Here is a 17,105-nt window from a genome sequence, read left to right as displayed (position 1 = left end):
CACCTGGTGTATGGCGGCAGCCGCGCGGCGGAGTGGGAAAAGCGGCTGGCCGGCGTGCCTTACCAGCAGATCGCCGCCGAGGGCGGCGGCATCGTCTCCACCGTGCGCGCCACCCGCTGGCTGGACGAGGAGGAGCTGGCGTTGAAAAGCCTGCCCCGGCTGAAGGCGTTGATGGCCGAGGGCGTGACCACGGTGGAGATCAAATCCGGCTACGGCCTGACCCAAGCGGACGAACTCAAGCAATTGGCCGCCGCGCGGCGGTTGCAGGATTCGCTGCCAGTGGAAGTGGCGGCCACGCTGTTGGCCGCGCACGCGGTGCCGCCGGAATATGCCGGCGACGCCGATGGCTATATCGATCTGGTCATCGAATCCATCCTGCCGGTGGCGGCCAGGGCCGGCCTGGCCGAAGCGGTGGATGTGTTCTGCGAATCCGTCGGTTTCACCCCGGCGCAAACCCGCCGCGTGTTCGAAGCCGCGCGCGGCCATGGCCTGCAAGTGAAGGGCCATGTCGAGCAGTTGTCCAACCTGCACGGGGCGGCGCTGGTGGCGGAGTTCGGCGGCCTGTCGGCCGACCATATCGAATACCTGGACGAAGAGGGCATCGCCGCGCTGCAGCGCGCCGGCACGGTGGCGGTGTTGCTGCCCGGCGCTTTCTATTTCCTGCGCGAGACGCAAAAGCCGCCGGTGGACCAGCTGCGCGCCGCCGGCGTGCCGATGGCGGTGTCCACCGACCTGAACCCCGGCACCAGCCCGTTTGCTTCGATCCGGCTGGCGATGAACCAAGCCTGCGTGCTGTTTGGCCTGACGCCGGAAGAAGCGCTGGCCGGCGTGACCCGCCACGCGGCGCAGGCGCTGGGCCGCGGCGCCACGCATGGCCGCCTGGCGGCTGGCTATGTGGCGGACCTCTTGGTATGGGACATCGAACATCCGGCCGAGATCGCCTATAGCGTGGGCGTGCCGGTGTTGAAACAGCGCGTGTTCCGCGGGACGGTTCAACACATCGATTAACCGCATGACCGCCACGCAAACGCCGCGGCGGTGTGGCGCAAGACAAGGATTCAGCGATGAGCATCAATATGAGCGTGTGGACCGGCCGCATCGACGCCGGCGAAGGCGAGGCGGCGCGGCGCTGGCACCAGGTGGTGCAGGCCTTGCCGGAAGGCGGCGCGCCGGGCATCGCCATCATCGGCTTCGCCTGCGACGAAGGCGTGCGGCGCAATCAGGGCCGCGTCGGCGCGGCCGGCGGCCCGAATGCCTTGCGCAAGGCCTTGGCCAATCTGGCCTACCACCCCACGCAGCCGCTGTACGACGCCGGGGACGTGGTGTGCGACGCCGGCAATCTGGACGCCGCCCAGCGCAAGCTGGCCTTGAAGGTGCAGCAAGTTTCCGCCGCCGGCCATCTGCCGCTGGTGCTGGGCGGCGGCCATGAAACCGCCTACGGCCACTGGCTGGGCCTGGCCGATGCCCATCCCGGCAAGCGCATCGGCATCGTCAATTTCGACGCCCACTTCGACTTGCGCGATGCCGACGAGGCCACCAGCGGCACGCCGTTTGCGCAGATCGCCGCCGACTGCGCGCAGCATGGCCAGCATTTCCGCTACTTGTGCCTGGGCGTGGCCGAAACCGCCAACACCCAGGCGCTGTTCGACACCGCGCGGCAGCTGGGCGCCGAGTGGCGGCTGGATACCGACATGAATGGCTGGCAGCTGGCCGACATCCGCGGCCAACTGGCCGATTTTCTCGACAGCGTGGACGTGGTCTATCTGACCATCGATCTGGACGTGCTGCCGGCGGCGCAGATGCCGGCGGTGTCGGCCCCTGCCGGCTACGGCGTGGACATCGCGGTGGTGGAGTCGCTGGCTGCGCGCATCGCCAAGAGCGGCAAGCTGGTCGGCGCCGACCTGGTGGAATTCAACCCGGAATACGACATCGACAGCCACGGCGCCAAGGCGGCGGCGCGGCTGGCCTGGTCGTTGGCGCGCAATCTGCGGCGTTAAAAGCTGAATTTCAGCCACGAAACCCACGAAAAGCACGCAAAAGCGTGGGCTATGGATGAGCGAGAGGAAGCGTTGAGTCTGGTTTCTTTTCGTGTCCTTTCGTGGTTTTCGTGGCCAATCAGGCATGTAAGTTTTACAGAGGAGAGCCCCCATGACCGACCCGCGTTTTGACGCATCCCGCCATATCCGCGCGCCGCGCGGCAGCGAGAAGACCTGCAAGAGCTGGTTGACCGAAGCCGCCTACCGCATGATCCAGAACAATCTGGACGCCGAAGTGGCCGAACACCCGCAAAGCCTGGTGGTGTACGGCGGCATTGGCCGCGCCGCCCGCAACTGGGAGTGCTACGACAAGATTCTGGATACCCTGCAGCGGCTGGAGGACGACGAAACGCTGCTGGTGCAGTCCGGCAAGCCGGTGGGCGTGTTCAAGACCCACGAAAACGCGCCGCGGGTGCTGATCGCCAACTCCAATCTGGTGCCGCACTGGGCCAATTGGGAGCACTTCAACGAGCTCGATAAAAAGGGCCTGATGATGTACGGCCAGATGACGGCCGGCTCGTGGATTTATATCGGCTCGCAGGGCATTGTGCAGGGCACGTATGAAACGTTTTACGCGGTGGCCAACCAGCACTTCGGCGGCAAGCCGCAGGGGCGCTGGATTCTGACCGGCGGCCTGGGCGGCATGGGCGGCGCGCAGCCGCTGGCCGCCACCATGGCTGGATTTTCCATGATCGCCGTCGAATGCGACGAAACCCGCATCGATTTCCGGCTGAAAACGCGCTATGTGGATCGCAAGGCCAAGACGTTGGACGAAGCGCTGGCGATTCTGGAAGACGCCAAGCAATCGGGCAAGGCGGTGTCGGTGGGCCTCTTGGGCAACGCCGCCGACGTATTCGCCGAGCTGGTGGCGCGTGGTATCACGCCGGACGTGGTCACCGACCAAACCTCGGCCCACGACCCGGTGCACGGCTATCTGCCGCAGGGCTGGACCGTGGCCGAATGGCGCGACAAGCAGAAGACCGCCGCCGCCGAAATCACCGCCGCCGCCAAGAAGTCCATGGCTGTGCAAGTGCGCGCCATGCTGGCGCTGCAAAGCCGCGGCGCGGCCACGCTGGATTACGGCAACAACATCCGCCAGATGGCGCTGGAAGAGGGCGTGCAAAACGCCTTCGACTTCCCCGGCTTCGTTCCGGCCTATATCCGCCCGCTGTTCTGCGAGGGCATCGGCCCCTTCCGCTGGGTGGCGCTGTCCGGCGACCCGGAAGACATCTACAAGACCGACCAGAAGGTGAAGGAACTGATCCCGGACGATCCGCACCTGCACAACTGGCTGGACATGGCCAAGGAACGCATCGCCTTCCAGGGCTTGCCGGCGCGCATCTGCTGGGTGGGCCTGAAAGACCGCGTCCGCCTGGGCCTGGCCTTCAATGAAATGGTGAAGAACGGCGAGCTGAAGGCGCCCATCGTCATCGGCCGCGACCACCTTGACTCCGGCTCCGTCGCCAGCCCCAACCGCGAAACCGAATCCATGAAGGACGGTTCCGACGCCGTGTCCGATTGGCCGCTGCTCAACGCCTTGCTGAATACCGCCGGCGGCGCCACCTGGGTCTCGCTGCACCACGGAGGCGGCGTGGGCATGGGCTTCTCGCAGCATGCCGGCGTGGTCATCGTCTGCGATGGCACCGACGCCGCGTCCGAGCGCCTGGGCTGCGTGCTGCGCAACGACCCGGCCACCGGCGTGATGCGCCATGCCGACGCCGGCTACGACATCGCGGTGAACTGCGCCAAGGAACAGGGCCTGGACCTGCCGATGCTGAAGTAAGCGCGTAGGGCGGAAGCCCCGTCGGCGGGGCGTTCCGCCTACCTCGTTATGGGAGAGCAGGAAGTGCATGCAAGCGATTTGATCGGCGAATGGAGGCTGGACGATTTCATCGTCCACCGCGAAAACGGCGAGGCCTTCCATTGGCCTGGCGAGCAGAGCGGCACGCTGATCTATACCGCCAGCGGCTACGTCAGCGTGGCGCAGAACCGCCAGCCGCTGGCCAATCCGAGCCCGGAAGACGCGCAGCGGGTGTCCAACTTCTACACCGGCCGCTGGCGGCTGGGCAAGGAGCCGGGCGTGGTCTACCACACCGCCTTGCAATCCAGCGCGCCGGCGGTCATCGGCCAGACCATGCGGCGGGAGGTGGAACGGCTGCCCGATGGGCGGCTCAAGCTGTCCGGCCAGGGATTGAAAGAACGCGTGACGCTGATCTGGTCCCGCATCGGCTGAATCCGGCCCGGATCAGCCATCGATGAGCAAAACATAAGAGAAGCAAGAGAGACAGAAGCCATGAGCATCCTCAACATCGTACCGGGCCAGCTGACGCTGGCCGACCTGCGCCGTGTTTCACGTGAAACCGGCCTGCAATTGCAGATCGATCCGTCCGCGCATGCGGAGATCGACGCCTCCGCCGCCACCGTGGCGCGCGTGCTGGCCGAGGGCCGCACCGTCTACGGCATCAACACCGGTTTTGGCCTGTTGGCCAATACCAAGATCGCCACCGAGGAGCTGGAGCTGCTGCAGCGTTCCATCGTACTGTCCCACGCCGCCGGCATTGGCCAGCCGATGGAAGACAGCACCGTGCGCCTGGTGATGGCGCTGAAGATCAACTCGCTGGCGCGCGGCTTCTCCGGCATCCGCCGCCAGGTCATCGACGCGCTGGTCGCGCTGTTCAACCGCCAGATCTACCCGGTGATTCCGCAGAAGGGTTCGGTCGGCGCGTCCGGCGACCTGGCGCCGCTGTCGCATATGAGCGCGGTGCTGATCGGCGAGGGCGAGGCTTTTGTCGATGGCAAGCGCGTGTCCGGCGCCGAGGCGATGCGCGCCGCAGGCCTGGAACCGATCACCCTGGCGCCGAAGGAAGGCCTGGCCTTGCTGAACGGCACCCAGGCATCCACCGCCTTCGCGCTGGAAGGGCTGTTCGCCGCCGAAGACCTGTACGTGTCCGCCACCGTGGCCGGCAGCCTGTCGGTGGAAGCCGCGCTGGGCAGCCGCACCCCGTTCGACGCGCGCATCCACGCAGTGCGCGGCCATCAAGGCCAGATCGATGCCGCCAGCCTGTATCGGCAGCTGCTGGACCATAGCGACATCGAGCGCTCGCATGAAAACTGCGGCAAGGTGCAAGACCCGTACTCGCTGCGCTGCCAGCCGCAGGTAATGGGCGCCTGCCTGACGCAGATCCGTCACGCCGCGGAAGTGCTGCGCGTCGAGGCCAATGCCGTTTCCGACAACCCGTTGGTGTTCGCCGGCGACAACGACATCCTGTCCGGCGGCAACTTCCACGCCGAGCCAGTAGCCTTCGCCGCGGACAACCTGGCGCTGGCCATCGCCGAAATCGGCTCCTTGTCAGAGCGCCGCATGGCGCTGCTGATCGACAGCAATCTGTCCAAGCTGCCGCCGTTCCTGGTCAACAACGGCGGCGTCAACTCCGGCTTCATGATCGCCCAGGTGACGTCCGCCGCGCTGGCCAGCGAGAACAAGTCGCTGGCCCACCCAGCATCGGTGGACAGTCTGCCCACCAGCGCCAACCAGGAAGACCACGTCTCCATGGCCACCTTCGCCGGCCGCCGCCTGAAGGAGATGGCCGGCAACACCGCCGGCATCTTGGGCGTCGAGCTGCTGGCGGCGTGCCAGGGCATAGACTTCCGCGCGCCTAACCAGTCCAGCGAGAAGCTGGAAGCGGCCAAGGCGATGTTGCGCGAGCAGGTGGCGTTCTACGACAAAGACCGCTACTTCGCGCCGGACATCGAAAAAGCCGCCGCCCTGGTGGCCAGCGGCCGCTTCAATGGTTTGATCGGCGGCGGGGTGCTGCCGTCGCTGTAAAGTAGGGCGGAAGCCCCGGCGTTGCCGGGGCGTTCCGCCGCATGAGCGTCATCCGTTTATGGTGATGGAAAGCAAGGGCAGGCGAGAGGCCTGCCCTTGTTTCATTTTGCAGCGGGCTTACAACAGCTCGAATGAAAGCAACACCGCGCACACCGACATGCCGCACAAGCCAAAGACAAAAGCGATGTCCGCATGCCGTTCCAAACGGCCCCAGCTGGGGCGGCGTATCGATAAGTAAGACAGTACGGCGCTGATCAGGAAAATCACGCTGTCGTCGGCCAGCAGCTCGTCGATCATGGTGCCGATATGGCCAACCTTCATCAGCTTGATGATGGGGATGACGGTCATGCATACGCCCAGCATGGTGGCGGAAGTCGGCAGGATGTGGTGGGCAAGGTTTCGCATGCTGCAAATCTCTTCTGGAGACACTAGGGGCTGTTGACGTTTGGTGAGTGGATCGCGTTTGAGCCGATTTGTGCCGGAAGCAAGGCGCACAGTCCGCCGCATAGTCATTCTATGCAAGGGCTGGGCAACGCGGCTTCCGGCACAAAGCGGCCAAACCCGCAGGGCCGGGCGCCTTTCGCGCCGACTCTTCGTTGTTCCGCGCTGGCAGAGAATGACTATGCGGCACGCGAAACGCCTCGATTCGCCGCAAAACGCATCCCGGCGCGATCGCTCACCAAACATCAACAGCCCCTAGGGCGGCTGCGCCTTGGCCGCCTCATGGGGATAAGATCAGCAGATTCTAATGGTTGGATGTTGTGCAAGCTTCTAGCGGCAAGGACGGTTTGCAAAGAAACGTAAAGCCTGGCTGCCCAGCGAGAGCGGAATGGTTTTTCCCCGCTTGCTTGCGTTTGAGCGGCATCTCGACAAAACCAACGCCATTGTTCGCATTGCGCTTTGCTATCGCGGCTATCCTTAAATCTAATTGGCATTTAAGCGAAGTGAATATCAGACTGAAAGCGTACGCACACCCATGGAGCGAGGCATGCTGAGCGATGTGTTGACTGAGTTGCTGCCTTACAGCGGCGGCTACCGTGGCGGTTTGAGCAATCATTTGCCGATGACTTTGCAGGCCCTGGCGGAGTTGGGGGCCAGCGACGCCGAGTTGCGCCTGCTGGCGGCCCGGCGCAGCCATCTGGAACCACTGCCAGACGATAGCCGTGATATCGGCGATACCCGCGGCTGGCTGGGCGACGCGCAGAGCGAAGGCGCGTGGCGGCGGCGTTTTGCCTGGGAGCGCGGGCGCGGCTACTGGGCGCGGCATTGGCCGCTTCGCTTGCAATTGGCGCTGGCCGCGCCGGCATCCGCGTCGTTCCACGGCGTGATCCGCTTGGCCTATGCACTGCGCGGCGGCGTGGAGCCGGAGATCGACGCTGCGTTGGCCTATGCGCTGTCGCACTGGCGTTTGCTGCCCTTGCCTGGCCTTGCCAGCACGCCGCTGGGCCTGGGCGAGGTGCTGCGGGACTGGCAGGCCGCGCCTATGCCCATGCCGGAGGATAGCCGGCTGATCTTGGATGACATCGAGGCGGCGCTGGCCTTGCCGGATGTGCCGGAACGTCTGCCGCCGGGCCTGCTGGCCAGCGCGCGCGAGCAACGGCGTTATGCCCGGCTATTGTTCCATGCGCGGCATGAGTTTGACGCGCTGCACCTGCTCACCGGCTGGGAGGCGGCGCTGAGTCTGGCGCGCGGCTATGGGATGAGCGAGGTGCCGGACAGCACGGCCTTGCAGATGCAGGCGGCGCTGCTGGGCATTTATATCTGCAACGGTTGTCCGCCTTTGCCGCGGCCGGGGAGCATGCCGCTGATCGACGCCGGGGAAATCGCCGCGATGGCCCGCTCGCAGGCCGACGATCACAGCATCAAGCTGGCGCTGAGCTGTCTGCGGCTGGCCGAGCTGGAAGACGATGCCGGCTGGCTGATGTTGGCGGCGCATACCGCCCGGCATGGCTGGCGCGGCATGGTGCGCGCATGAAAAAAGCGGCCGTATGGCCGCTTTGCTGATTCTGCCCGCGCTTACTGTACCTTGGCGAAAGCCTGGGCCACATAGGGCGCGTTGGCGGTGTTGAGGCCGGCCACGCACATGCGGCCGCTGCCCACCAGATAGACGCCGAACTGCTCGCGCAGCTTGTCCACCTGGGCCTGGCTGAAGCCGGTGTAGCTGAACATGCCGCGCTGGTTCATCAGGTAGCCGAAGTCGCGCTCAGGCAGCGCTTCCTTCAACACCTGTACCAGCACGCCGCGCATCGCCTGGATGCGCTCGCGCATTTCATTCACTTCCGATACCCACAGCGCCCTCAATTCCGGATCGTTCAGCACGGCGGTAATCACCTTGGCGCCATGCGTCGGCGGGCTGGAGTAGTTGCGGCGCACGGTGGCCTTCAGCTGGCCGGCCACCAGCGCCGCTTCGGCGGCGTCGTCGCATACCACGGACAAGCCGCCGCAGCGCTCGCCGTACAGCGAGAAGATCTTGGAGAAGGAATTGCTGACCAGGCAGGGCACGCCGGCATCGGCCATGGCGCGGATGGCGTAGGCGTCTTGCTCCAGGCCGGCGCCGAAGCCCTGGTAGGCGATGTCCAGGAAGGGGATCAATTGGCGCGCCTTGGCCACGGCCACCACTTGGTCCCACTGCGCGTTTGTCAGGTCCGCGCCGGTGGGATTGTGGCAGCAGGGGTGCAGCAGCACGATGCTCTTGGCCGGCAGCGTTTCCAGCTTGGCCAGCATGGCAGGGAAATCGACGCCGCGGGTGGCCGGATCAAAATACGGGTAACGCTCCACCGTGAAGCCGGCGCCTTCGAAAATGGCGATGTGGTTGTCCCAGGTCGGATCGCTGACCCAGACGTTGGACGTCGGGAAATAGCGCTTGAGGAAGTCCGCGCCCACTTTCAGCGCGCCGGAGCCGCCCAGCGTCTGCAGCGTGGCGATGCGGCCGCTTTTCACGGCCGTGTGTTCGGCGCCGAACAGCAGTGCCTGGATGGCGTTGCGATAAGCCGCCAGGCCGTCCATCGGCAGATACGTACACGGCGGCTGCGGCTGGCTGGCCAGCAGCGTTTCGGCCTGCTCCACCGCCTTCAGCCGCGGGATGCGGCCGGCTTCGTCGTAATACAGGCCAATGCTGAGATTGACCTTGTCGGCGCGGGCGTCTTTGCCGAAGGCTTCCACCAGCGACAGAATGGGGTCGCCGGCGTAGGCGTCGATATGTTGGAACACGAGTCTTCTCCTCTAGGTGTGCTGGCGCCCGCCTGTTGCGTCGGCGGGTCGCCCGGTGTGCGGCGCGGCGCTCAGGCCAGGTCGTCGCGTTTCAACGCCAGGCCCATTGCCAGCAGCCACGGCAGAATCAGCCATCCGCCCGCGACATTCAGCAGCGCCACGGTGCGCAGCCGCCGGCTTTTTACCAGCAGCGCGGTGAAGGTGGGCACCAGATAGGCGCCTACCATGGCCAGGCCATCGCCCAGCCAGATGGCGGCCTCCACCAGCTCCGGCCGGTTCTGCCAGCTGCCATAGCACCATAGCAAGATGGCCAGCGCCAACAGCGCGAACAGCAGGTTTCTCAGCAGCGGCAATGGGTTCATGGCGAGGGCGGCAATGGGCAAACCCTTATCGTGCGAGTTTTTTCCTCGGCTGGCAACGGGCTTTTGCGTGAAACAAAGGAATGAAATTCCATAAATCACGGTAGTTTTGGCATGAATACATTGTTTTCATGCCAAACGCTTGTTTGGCCCCGGCAACTTGTTTAGGCTAGGTCTTTTCCAAGCGCAAGGGCGTGGCCATGGCGGTGCAAATCGATTGCGACCCACTGCGGCTGGACCGCGAGCGGATCTACCAGTATCTGTCGCAGCAGTCGTACTGGGCGCGCGGGCTACCGCGCGACCTCTTCGAGCGCTCGCTTGAGCATTCCCTATGCTTTGGCGCCTATGACGAGGCGGGTAGCCAAGTCGGCTTTGGCCGGGTGGTGACCGACCGCGCCACCTTTGCCTATCTGGCGGATATCTTTGTGCTGGATGGGCGGCAAGGGCAGGGCATAGGCAAGCAGATCGTCGCCGCCATGCTGGCGCATCCAGAGCTGCAGAATCTGCGCCGCATGATGCTGGCCACCGCCGACGCCCACGGCTTGTACGCGCAATACGGCTTTACGCCGCTATCCCGACCGGAGCGGCTGATGGAGCGGTTGGAGCAGGAGGTGTACCAGCGGCTGGCAGACGAGCGTGGCGTTTCTAGTCCATGATGTGAAAGTGTGCGGCAAAGGGAGTGCGACGATGCATGCGATGCAGCAACTGACGCAAAAGTATCTACATGGGATGGGTGCAGAGCTGGGCCGCGCCGCGCACAATCATTTTTCGCCAGCGGACTGCGTCAACGTGGCGCCGAGCGATGGCATCACATTTGTCTACCCACGCGATCTGGAAGATTACCGCCGTTATGAGCTGGAGCAAACCAAGTTTGGCATTGCGCCGGCCCGAGTCGACTATGTGGCCGAAGCTACGGCGCTGCCGTTTACCGATGGTTCGCTTGATTACATCATGTCCTCGCATGTGTTGGAGCATATACCGGATGTGATATCTGCCTGGCAGGAATGGGAGCGGGTGTTGAAGCCCGGCGGCATCAATTTCATGGTGGTGCCCAAGCGCAATGCAGAGCCCTCTGACGAGAACCGCCCCATTACTTTGTTGGAGCAGCTGGTGTCCGCTTATGAGCGGCGCGACACGGTGCTTACCTTGCAAGACATGCCCTGGCGCGGCCACTACCATGTCTTCATCCTGCAGGTATTGCTGGCGGCCTTGAACTGGTACAACCAGAACGAAATGGGACATTGGCTATTGGAAGCGGTGGAAGAGACCGACAGCCAAGTCGCCAATGGCCATACCTTGGTGTTGCGTCGTCAGGCTGGCGCCGCGCCCCAATTGTCCACGGTGGTGGAGGCGTTGACGGAGGCTTTCCAAGATGGCCAGGACTGGGACCGGGTGCAGCTGCTGGCGCGCCAGGCGCTATCGTTGAATTTCCGCATGCATGAGGCTTGGCTGTTGTTGTCCGTTGCTGAGCAGCGCCGGCTGGAGATAACCGCTGCGCGCGAGGCGCTGACCCAGGCGCTGATCCTGCAGCCGGGCAACACTAATTACCACAGACAGTATCGAGAGCTGACCGGGCAGACATTTGTTTATCCGATTAGCCTGATCGACTACCTGGCGCGTTCGCTGTGACCGGCAAGCAATTCTGGATCAACCCTTATCAGACTGAGCTGAGCACCCGAATCAGCCGAGTCGACGGTGAACGGGTATGGCTGGAGGCCACCATCTTCTACGCGTTTTCCGGAGGACAGGAGAGCGATAGCGGCAGCATAGGCGGCTACCCTGTTTGTTTGGCGGAGAAGCAGGGGCAGGACATCGCTTATACGCTGGAGCCGGATCACGGCCTGCAAGCCGGCGCCGAGGTGGCGGTGAAAATAGACTGGCCGCGCCGCTATCGGCTGATGCGGCTGCATTTTGCCGCAGAACTGGTGCTGGAGCTGATCTGCCGCCAGACGGCCGGCGTGGCGAAGATAGGCGCGCATATCGCGGCGGACAAGGCGCGGATAGACTTTGCGCTGGACCAGCCGATCACCGCTTTGCTGCCCGTTATTGCCGCCGAGGCGCAGCGGCTGATCGATGCCGATCTGCCCATCGCCAGCGCCTTTTCCGATGAGGCGGCCGAGCGCCGCTATTGGGAGCTGCCCGGCTTCGCCCGCGTGCCTTGCGGCGGCACCCACCTCAAGCGCAGCGGCGAAGTGGGGAACATCGCCCTCAAGCGCCGCAATATCGGCAAGGGCAAAGAGCGCGTCGAAATTTATTTATTGGATGAATGATGTGGTATGACTTTGCCGCAGTCGGCGCCGCCGGCTGCTGGGCCTTGGGCGGCCTGCTGGGCGCCGCGCCTTCCCGCCATTTTGGCCCCTTTGCCTTCACCCGCTTGCGGTTGACGCTGCTGACCATCGTACTGGGCGCTTACAGCCTGCTGTCAGGCGGATGGCATAGCGTCAGCGCGGCCGCATTGTGGCCGGTTCTCATTTCCGGCCTGGCTGGAATCTTCCTAGGCGACACGGTGATGTTCGCCTCGATGAACCGGCTGGGGCCGCGCCGCACCGGCTTGTTGTTCGCCACGCACTCGGTGTTTTCGGTGCTGCTGGGCGTGCTGTTTCTGTCCGAACGCCTGAGCGCCGGCGCCATGCTGGGCAGCGCGCTGGTGTTTGGCGGCGTGCTGCTGGCCGTGGCCTTTGGCCGGCGCGAAGTAGACGCCCACGTATGGGAGCGCAACGACAAGCTGGCCTCCGGGGTCGCCTTGGGCCTGGCGGCCGCGTTGTGCCAAGCGCTGGGCACCTTCTTCGCCAAACCGGCGATGGCGGCCGGGCTGGAGCCGGTCACCGCGTCGGCGCTGCGCATGGGCGTCAGCTGCGGCGCGCACTATCTGCTGTGGGCCAGCGGCTGGCGGCTGGCGAAAAGCCGCGGCCCTTACACGCCGCGCATGCTGGGCCAGACCGCGCTGAACGGCCTGGTGGCGCTGGGCCTGGGCATGACGCTGATCATGCTGGCCTTGCAGCATGCCAACGTGGCCACGGTGGGCATCCTGTCCGCGCTGAGCCCGGTGCTGATCCTGCCCATGCTGTGGGTAGTGTTGCGGCGCCCGCCGCCGCCGCTGGCCTGGATAGGCGCGGCGGTCAGCTGCGCCGGCACCGCGCTGGTTGTGCTGCGCTGAGCCGTGCCACGCTATGCAAAAACCGCGCTGACTAGGCGCGGTTTCACGTGGAACGGTTGGGCGATCAATACTTGATGCAGGCGAGCAGGGCGATGTTGCGGGGGCGGGTTTCTGTCGCGACGCGAGGAGTACCAGAACCGCCCGTTATTGTGCCGTCCGTTGCATCAACACTAATTTGTACTGCCGAGTTAGCTCCAACACTCGGGAATGTAATCCCCGCGCCGGTCGACCAGATTTGAGCGTTGTTATGCCGGTGACCTTGGAAGGCGTCTAATTGCAAGCTACCAAATCCACGGTCAGGGGCATCCACGTTTCGTCCAGCATTCCAGCCGCGAATGAACTCCCCGCAGAGGTTGGGGACAGCAAAAGTCGTGACCCCGTCGCCGCCATAAAGATTTTTCAGCGCGGCGCTCAGCGAGGGGTAGTCTTTGCATGGATAGGATTTGCCATCGGCAATCAACCAGCCGGCTGGGGCGGTGGGCATCGCAAAATAAGCCACCATCCCGGCCGGCGCGGCGGATGCGACGGAGTCGGAAAATGCCATCTGACTCCATGGCAGCCAGCCGCCGTTGTTGACGCGATGGCGCATCCAGCGGGTGCCGTCCGTGCCATATGCAGTTTGAGTCACCCATACTGAGCCGGAAGAACCTACAGGGGGGATGGGATTGACGTTGGAGACTGTCAACACTACGCCGTATTGAGTAGGGGCACCAGATGTTGACGAATTGTAGGCAGTGGTTCCGGACGTCGCGATGGCGTCTAGACTCGCAACAGCGTCAGCATTAACGGTCTGAGTCAATGCATCGGTAATGCCATACCCGGCCAGAGTGGATGCCCTGTCGGCCTTGCCGGCAAGCAGCTTAGCGATGGACGCCGCGAAGTTGGAGTCATTGCCCAGCGCTGCCGCCAGCTCCTGCAAGGTGTTCAAGGCTCCTGGCGCGCCGGCTACCAGCCCATCCACCGCCGCTTTCAGGTCAATCTTGCTGGCGGCGTCGGTAATGCCATAGCCTGCAAGCGTGGAGGGCTTGGTAGTACCGCCCCAGGCGATGTTCTGCACCGCCTGCAGCAGCTGATCCTTGCGCGCCGGGTCCGGGGTCTGACCGCTGCTCTTGAGGACGGACAGCAGCTCCTGTTGCGTGGACTGAACGGCGGATTGCACGCCGTTGAGCCAATCCGAGGTGACGATGGTGCCGAGTTCGCCGGTGGCGGGGTTGCCGTCATGGAACAGGCCATCCGGGCTGGTGATGGGTTTGAGCTGGTCTTGCATGGAAAGCGCCTCCCGCTGGTAAAGAGAAATCGGCCGCGAGGGCCGATGACAGATGTCGCCGATTGAGAATGGAGGCGATTGTGCGGCAGGAGGCTTGGGTGGATCAGTGGACGGATTTCAGTGCTAAATAGAAACAGCCACTCCGAATCGGAGTGGCTGTTTCTAGACGTTACTTTTTAAGCGTCACTAGCGATCTTTTTGAGATTGGAAATAATTTCCAGTGAGATTTTTTTCACATCCTGAAGCGTAGTCTGTTTGAATAGTTCCAGCTTCCTCATTCGTTCGATTGACAGTTGTTCCTTTTGTATGCGCAGTGCCTGGGCATTCGACAGTACTGTTTCGCATGCATCTGATATACTTTTCCCACTTGCCTGGATATATGTTGCCATATACTTACCGGGTGTAGCCTTGTAGCTTGATTCTTTCAACTCTTTAGCCTCAGCTTCGCGCATTTGGTACTCTTGGTCGAATCTAGACAGGTTGTTGTATAATTGGGCGGCAATATTATCTATTACGGCAGCCTCTCGGTTGGCGATGTCTTGTAGTGGTTTTTCTAGTATTTTCCCATTAATGTAATAGTAATCAAGTTTCCGATCCAAAAGATCCGGAGGCACATTGTTGATATCCAGCTCAACCAGAGATCCATCACAAGGCCAGAGTGTTGAAATATCTTGTGCTAAAGAGCGAATTGAGCCATCTGTCTCGTAAACCACTTTCAGCGTGTTGGGAGAAAATTTCTTTTGGGATTCATACCAGTCTTCCCCATTGCCATCGCGAAGATAGAGCGTATTTGGCATCGCATTTTCAGGGGTGTATTGTTTCAGGTTAAGTAGTTGTCTCATGGTAATCGCCTTAGATAGAGGAAATAGTATACCAAGTGCCGTTGATCTGTTTTTGTAATGGGCGGCGTTGCACCACGTCAGGGAAGGCGTCAGTATTGCCATTCACTACCCCAGTTATGACGTAACCTGCAGTGTCGGAGTAACCTGGGCCATTCCAGATCATGACGCTTTCCATTGCGCCCAATCGGATATCTTGTACGAATGAGCCTGGATTTAAGTTACCAGAGTGCCAAATGCGCTTTTGTTTGCTTTTCACACCATCCCATTGTGTACGGCTGTCGCGACTGACGCGCAGATATAATTCATCGTCATAGTTGGCTATCAGCTGTACACCTGCTGAGCTACCGCTAGAAGGGAAGTTCAGTAAGGTGTCGCTATACCCAGAACGCTGTACGGTGTAGACGCCAGGTGCCAAGTCCCCATCTTCTTGACCATCCGCCAATGTGCCTCGATAGCTGTAGGTATTGGTATTTTGCTTATCTAACGCAGTTTTAAGATCAGTTTGGCTAACGGCATCAGCAATGCCATAACCGGATAGTGTGGATGCTTTGTCAGCTTTTGCTAGTAAGACGGGGCTGTCCTCATGTACCAGCGTATGCCAAGGATTCCAGCGCTTGGCATCGTCGTTACGAGTGCGAAAACGCATGATGCTGCCGCTGCCGTAATCGGCTGTCAGCTGGCAGGAGTAGTCGATGCTGCCGCCTAGGCCGCCGAAGGCGATGAACGGGCCATTGACGCCGCTGGAAGTCCCATAGTTGAAGCCCATTTCGCCAGCGGAGATCGAGGTATCCAGGGATGTGCCGTCATCTGTATGAACCCGGTAGCGACGTTTCTTGATGATTTGGCTGTCATTTCCTGAATGCCACACCCGATATTCGCCGCCAGCCGCTTCTTTCAACATCAAGGTATCGTCGCCATACCCCTTATGAACCAGCGCCACCGCGCTATTGCCGGGCCGGTGCAGGCCCAGCGACGGGAAGTCGGCGCCGGTGGAGCGCAGTTCCAGCGTCCCGTTGGTGTAGAGGTTATTGTCGTAGGTATTGGGCGTGGTTTTGATGATCTGCGAGGTTTGAGCGGTGGTCAGTGCCAGCGTATTGATGCCGTAGCCGGCCAGACTATTGGTTTTATCGGCTTTGGCGGCGAGTTTGTTGGTGATTGACGTAGCGAAGTTGTTGTCGTTACCCAACGCCGCCGCCAGTTCCTGTAGCGTGTTCAGCGCGCCGGGCGCGCCGCTGACCAGGCCATCCACCGCCGCTTTCAGCTCGGCCTTGGTGGCGCCGTCGGTGATGCCGTAGCCGGCCAGCGTGGTGGCGGCATCGCTCAGTTTGCGCCAGGATGGCCAGTTCCCGCCGTAGCGGCAGCGATACCAAATGCCCGCATTGGCATAGCTCTGGTATTGCTGATAGACCATTTGCCCATCGGAATATACGAACAGTAGGCCGGCCTGGGCTGTTGGATAGTTAATGCCGTTGGCAGCGTAGGCATCGGCAGGATTGTGGTACAGGCCGTCGTCCGTGATGTTGTTCAAATCGACCCTATCGCCGAGCTGGGGTCGCAGCGTCAAACCATCCGTAATGCCGTATCCCGCCAAGGTGGTAGGTTTGCTGTTGCCGCCCCAGGCGATTTTCTTCACGGCCTGCAATAGCTGATCCTGGCGCGCCGGATCGCTGGCTTGGCCGGTATCTTTGAGCACCGACAGCACTTCCTGTTGGGTGGCCTGGAGGGCGGATTGCACATTGTTCAGCCAGTCGGCGCTGACGATGGTGCCGAGTTCGCCGGAGGCGGGGTTGCCGTCGTGGAATTTCTGGTCCGGCGTGGGAATGGGTTTGATGGGGTCTTGCATGGGCGCTCCTGAGGAATGGATGGGAGGCGGCTTGCCGCTGGCGGCAGGGCCGGGTGAGGAGAGGGTCGGGCAGAGGGCATGCGCAGCGCGGGCTTACGGCTGGTAGGCGAAGTAAACGAAGGTGTGGGCCGGTTTGAGGTCCTGGATCATTTCCTCCAGCCTGGGGTCGCCGAAGGCGGTGAGGCGTTCGCCCGCCAGCGATTGGCCGGCGCGGAACTGGTAGGGACGGACCTTGCTGCCGAACACCGTCACCTGCCACACCCAGGGGATGTCTTCGCTCCACAGCTGCTGGCCGGCGCGGTTGACGCCGGCGCGGAACGGCTGCGGCTCGGCGATCTGGATCTTGTAACCCATGCCGGCGGCCAGCCGGGTGAAGTAGGGGATGGACAGGCCGCCGGTTTCGGCCAGCTTGGCCAGCACGGCCTGCTGACGCTGCTGGTAGGGCGCGCCGGGCGGCGGCGTCAGGCCGCAGACGCGCTCCCAGTCCGGCAGCAGCGCCTCGGCTTGCAGCGGGGTGACGGCGCCGGCCAGCTGGCGGGCAGAGCTTTGCGCGCGGTCCAGCGCC

The 17,105-nt window shown here is 62.8% G+C and carries 17 protein-coding genes; 10 read left to right on the top strand and 7 right to left on the bottom strand.

Annotated elements, in window-relative coordinates:
• The 5 genes from hutI to hutH form a co-directional block, all read left to right on the top strand.
• A partial coding sequence (gene hutI, locus JHD59_RS19730) for an imidazolonepropionase (RefSeq protein ID WP_199155505.1) occupies window positions 1-1,008 on the top strand: 1,008 nt, incomplete at its 5' end.
• 56 nt (window positions 1,009-1,064) lie between these two features.
• Entirely contained in the window at window positions 1,065-1,997 is a 933-nt protein-coding gene (hutG, locus tag JHD59_RS19725; protein WP_199155504.1) for a formimidoylglutamase, read from the top strand.
• A 151-nt stretch (window positions 1,998-2,148) separates the two neighbouring features.
• Window positions 2,149-3,819 carry a urocanate hydratase gene (hutU, locus tag JHD59_RS19720; RefSeq protein ID WP_199155503.1) on the top strand — a complete coding sequence of 557 codons (1,671 nt, stop codon included), beginning with the start codon at window positions 2,149-2,151 and terminating at the stop codon, window positions 3,817-3,819.
• A gap of 63 nt (window positions 3,820-3,882) precedes the next feature.
• On the top strand, window positions 3,883-4,269 hold the full coding sequence (locus JHD59_RS19715; RefSeq protein ID WP_233196382.1) for a lipocalin-like domain-containing protein: 387 nt from the start codon (window positions 3,883-3,885) through the stop codon (window positions 4,267-4,269).
• A gap of 60 nt (window positions 4,270-4,329) precedes the next feature.
• Complete coding sequence (gene hutH / locus JHD59_RS19710; protein WP_199155502.1) at window positions 4,330-5,862, top strand: histidine ammonia-lyase; 1,533 nt, start codon at window positions 4,330-4,332, stop codon at window positions 5,860-5,862.
• A 117-nt stretch (window positions 5,863-5,979) separates the two neighbouring features.
• On the opposite strand, the gene JHD59_RS19705 is transcribed toward hutH, so the two are convergent.
• Window positions 5,980-6,267, bottom strand: coding sequence for a hypothetical protein (locus JHD59_RS19705; protein ID WP_103318831.1), 288 nt, complete (start codon window positions 6,265-6,267; stop codon window positions 5,980-5,982).
• Window positions 6,268-6,850: 583 nt separating this feature from the next.
• On the opposite strand from JHD59_RS19705, the gene JHD59_RS19700 reads away from it, so the two are divergent.
• On the top strand, window positions 6,851-7,837 hold the full coding sequence (locus tag JHD59_RS19700; RefSeq protein ID WP_199155501.1) for a hypothetical protein: 987 nt from the start codon (window positions 6,851-6,853) through the stop codon (window positions 7,835-7,837).
• A 41-nt stretch (window positions 7,838-7,878) separates the two neighbouring features.
• On the opposite strand, the gene JHD59_RS19695 is transcribed toward JHD59_RS19700, so the two are convergent.
• On the bottom strand, window positions 7,879-9,072 hold the full coding sequence (locus JHD59_RS19695) for an amino acid aminotransferase (protein ID WP_199155500.1): 1,194 nt from the start codon (window positions 9,070-9,072) through the stop codon (window positions 7,879-7,881).
• Window positions 9,073-9,143: 71 nt separating this feature from the next.
• A complete protein-coding gene (locus tag JHD59_RS19690; RefSeq protein ID WP_199155499.1) occupies window positions 9,144-9,434 on the bottom strand; it encodes a superinfection immunity protein in 291 nt (96 codons plus the stop codon).
• Between the two features lie 197 nt (window positions 9,435-9,631).
• Here JHD59_RS19690 and JHD59_RS19685 point away from each other — a divergent pair, with 197 nt between their 5' ends.
• Genes JHD59_RS19685 through JHD59_RS19670 form a run of 4 tightly spaced genes read left to right on the top strand, consistent with a single transcriptional unit; the run spans window position 9,632 to window position 12,588 of the window.
• Entirely contained in the window at window positions 9,632-10,087 is a 456-nt protein-coding gene (locus JHD59_RS19685; RefSeq protein ID WP_199155498.1) for a GNAT family N-acetyltransferase, read from the top strand.
• Window positions 10,088-10,118: 31 nt separating this feature from the next.
• Window positions 10,119-11,060, top strand: a complete 942-nt coding sequence (locus tag JHD59_RS19680; protein WP_199155497.1) for a class I SAM-dependent methyltransferase — start codon at window positions 10,119-10,121, stop codon at window positions 11,058-11,060.
• Complete coding sequence (locus JHD59_RS19675; RefSeq protein ID WP_199155496.1) at window positions 11,057-11,701, top strand: alanyl-tRNA editing protein; 645 nt, start codon at window positions 11,057-11,059, stop codon at window positions 11,699-11,701. The genes JHD59_RS19680 and JHD59_RS19675 overlap by 4 nt, the downstream gene beginning before the upstream one ends.
• Window positions 11,701-12,588, top strand: a complete 888-nt coding sequence (locus JHD59_RS19670) for a DMT family transporter (RefSeq protein WP_233164416.1) — start codon at window positions 11,701-11,703, stop codon at window positions 12,586-12,588. The genes JHD59_RS19675 and JHD59_RS19670 overlap by 1 nt, the downstream gene beginning before the upstream one ends.
• 64 nt (window positions 12,589-12,652) lie before the next feature.
• Here the strand turns inward: JHD59_RS19670 and JHD59_RS19665 are convergent, their stop codons facing one another.
• The 4 genes from JHD59_RS19665 to JHD59_RS19650 all read right to left on the bottom strand — a co-directional run.
• The gene (locus tag JHD59_RS19665; RefSeq protein WP_199155494.1) at window positions 12,653-13,855 is read right to left on the bottom strand and encodes a phage tail protein; all 1,203 of its coding nucleotides are present in this window, start codon (window positions 13,853-13,855) and stop codon (window positions 12,653-12,655) included.
• Between the two features lie 176 nt (window positions 13,856-14,031).
• Window positions 14,032-14,697 (bottom strand): hypothetical protein, encoded by a 666-nt coding sequence (locus tag JHD59_RS19660; protein ID WP_199155493.1) that lies wholly within the window; start codon window positions 14,695-14,697, stop codon window positions 14,032-14,034.
• A gap of 10 nt (window positions 14,698-14,707) precedes the next feature.
• Complete coding sequence (locus tag JHD59_RS19655) at window positions 14,708-16,540, bottom strand: pyocin knob domain-containing protein (RefSeq protein ID WP_199155492.1); 1,833 nt, start codon at window positions 16,538-16,540, stop codon at window positions 14,708-14,710.
• A 93-nt stretch (window positions 16,541-16,633) separates the two neighbouring features.
• On the bottom strand, window positions 16,634-17,105 hold a 472-nt coding region (locus JHD59_RS19650), incomplete at its 5' end, for a YmfQ family protein (protein ID WP_199155491.1).

It is taken from the genome of Chromobacterium sp. ASV23 (assembly GCF_016428945.1).
GTDB classification, from domain to species: Bacteria; Pseudomonadota; Gammaproteobacteria; order Burkholderiales; family Chromobacteriaceae; genus Chromobacterium; species Chromobacterium sinusclupearum.
This window is presented reverse-complemented; position numbering and strand designations above follow the sequence as displayed.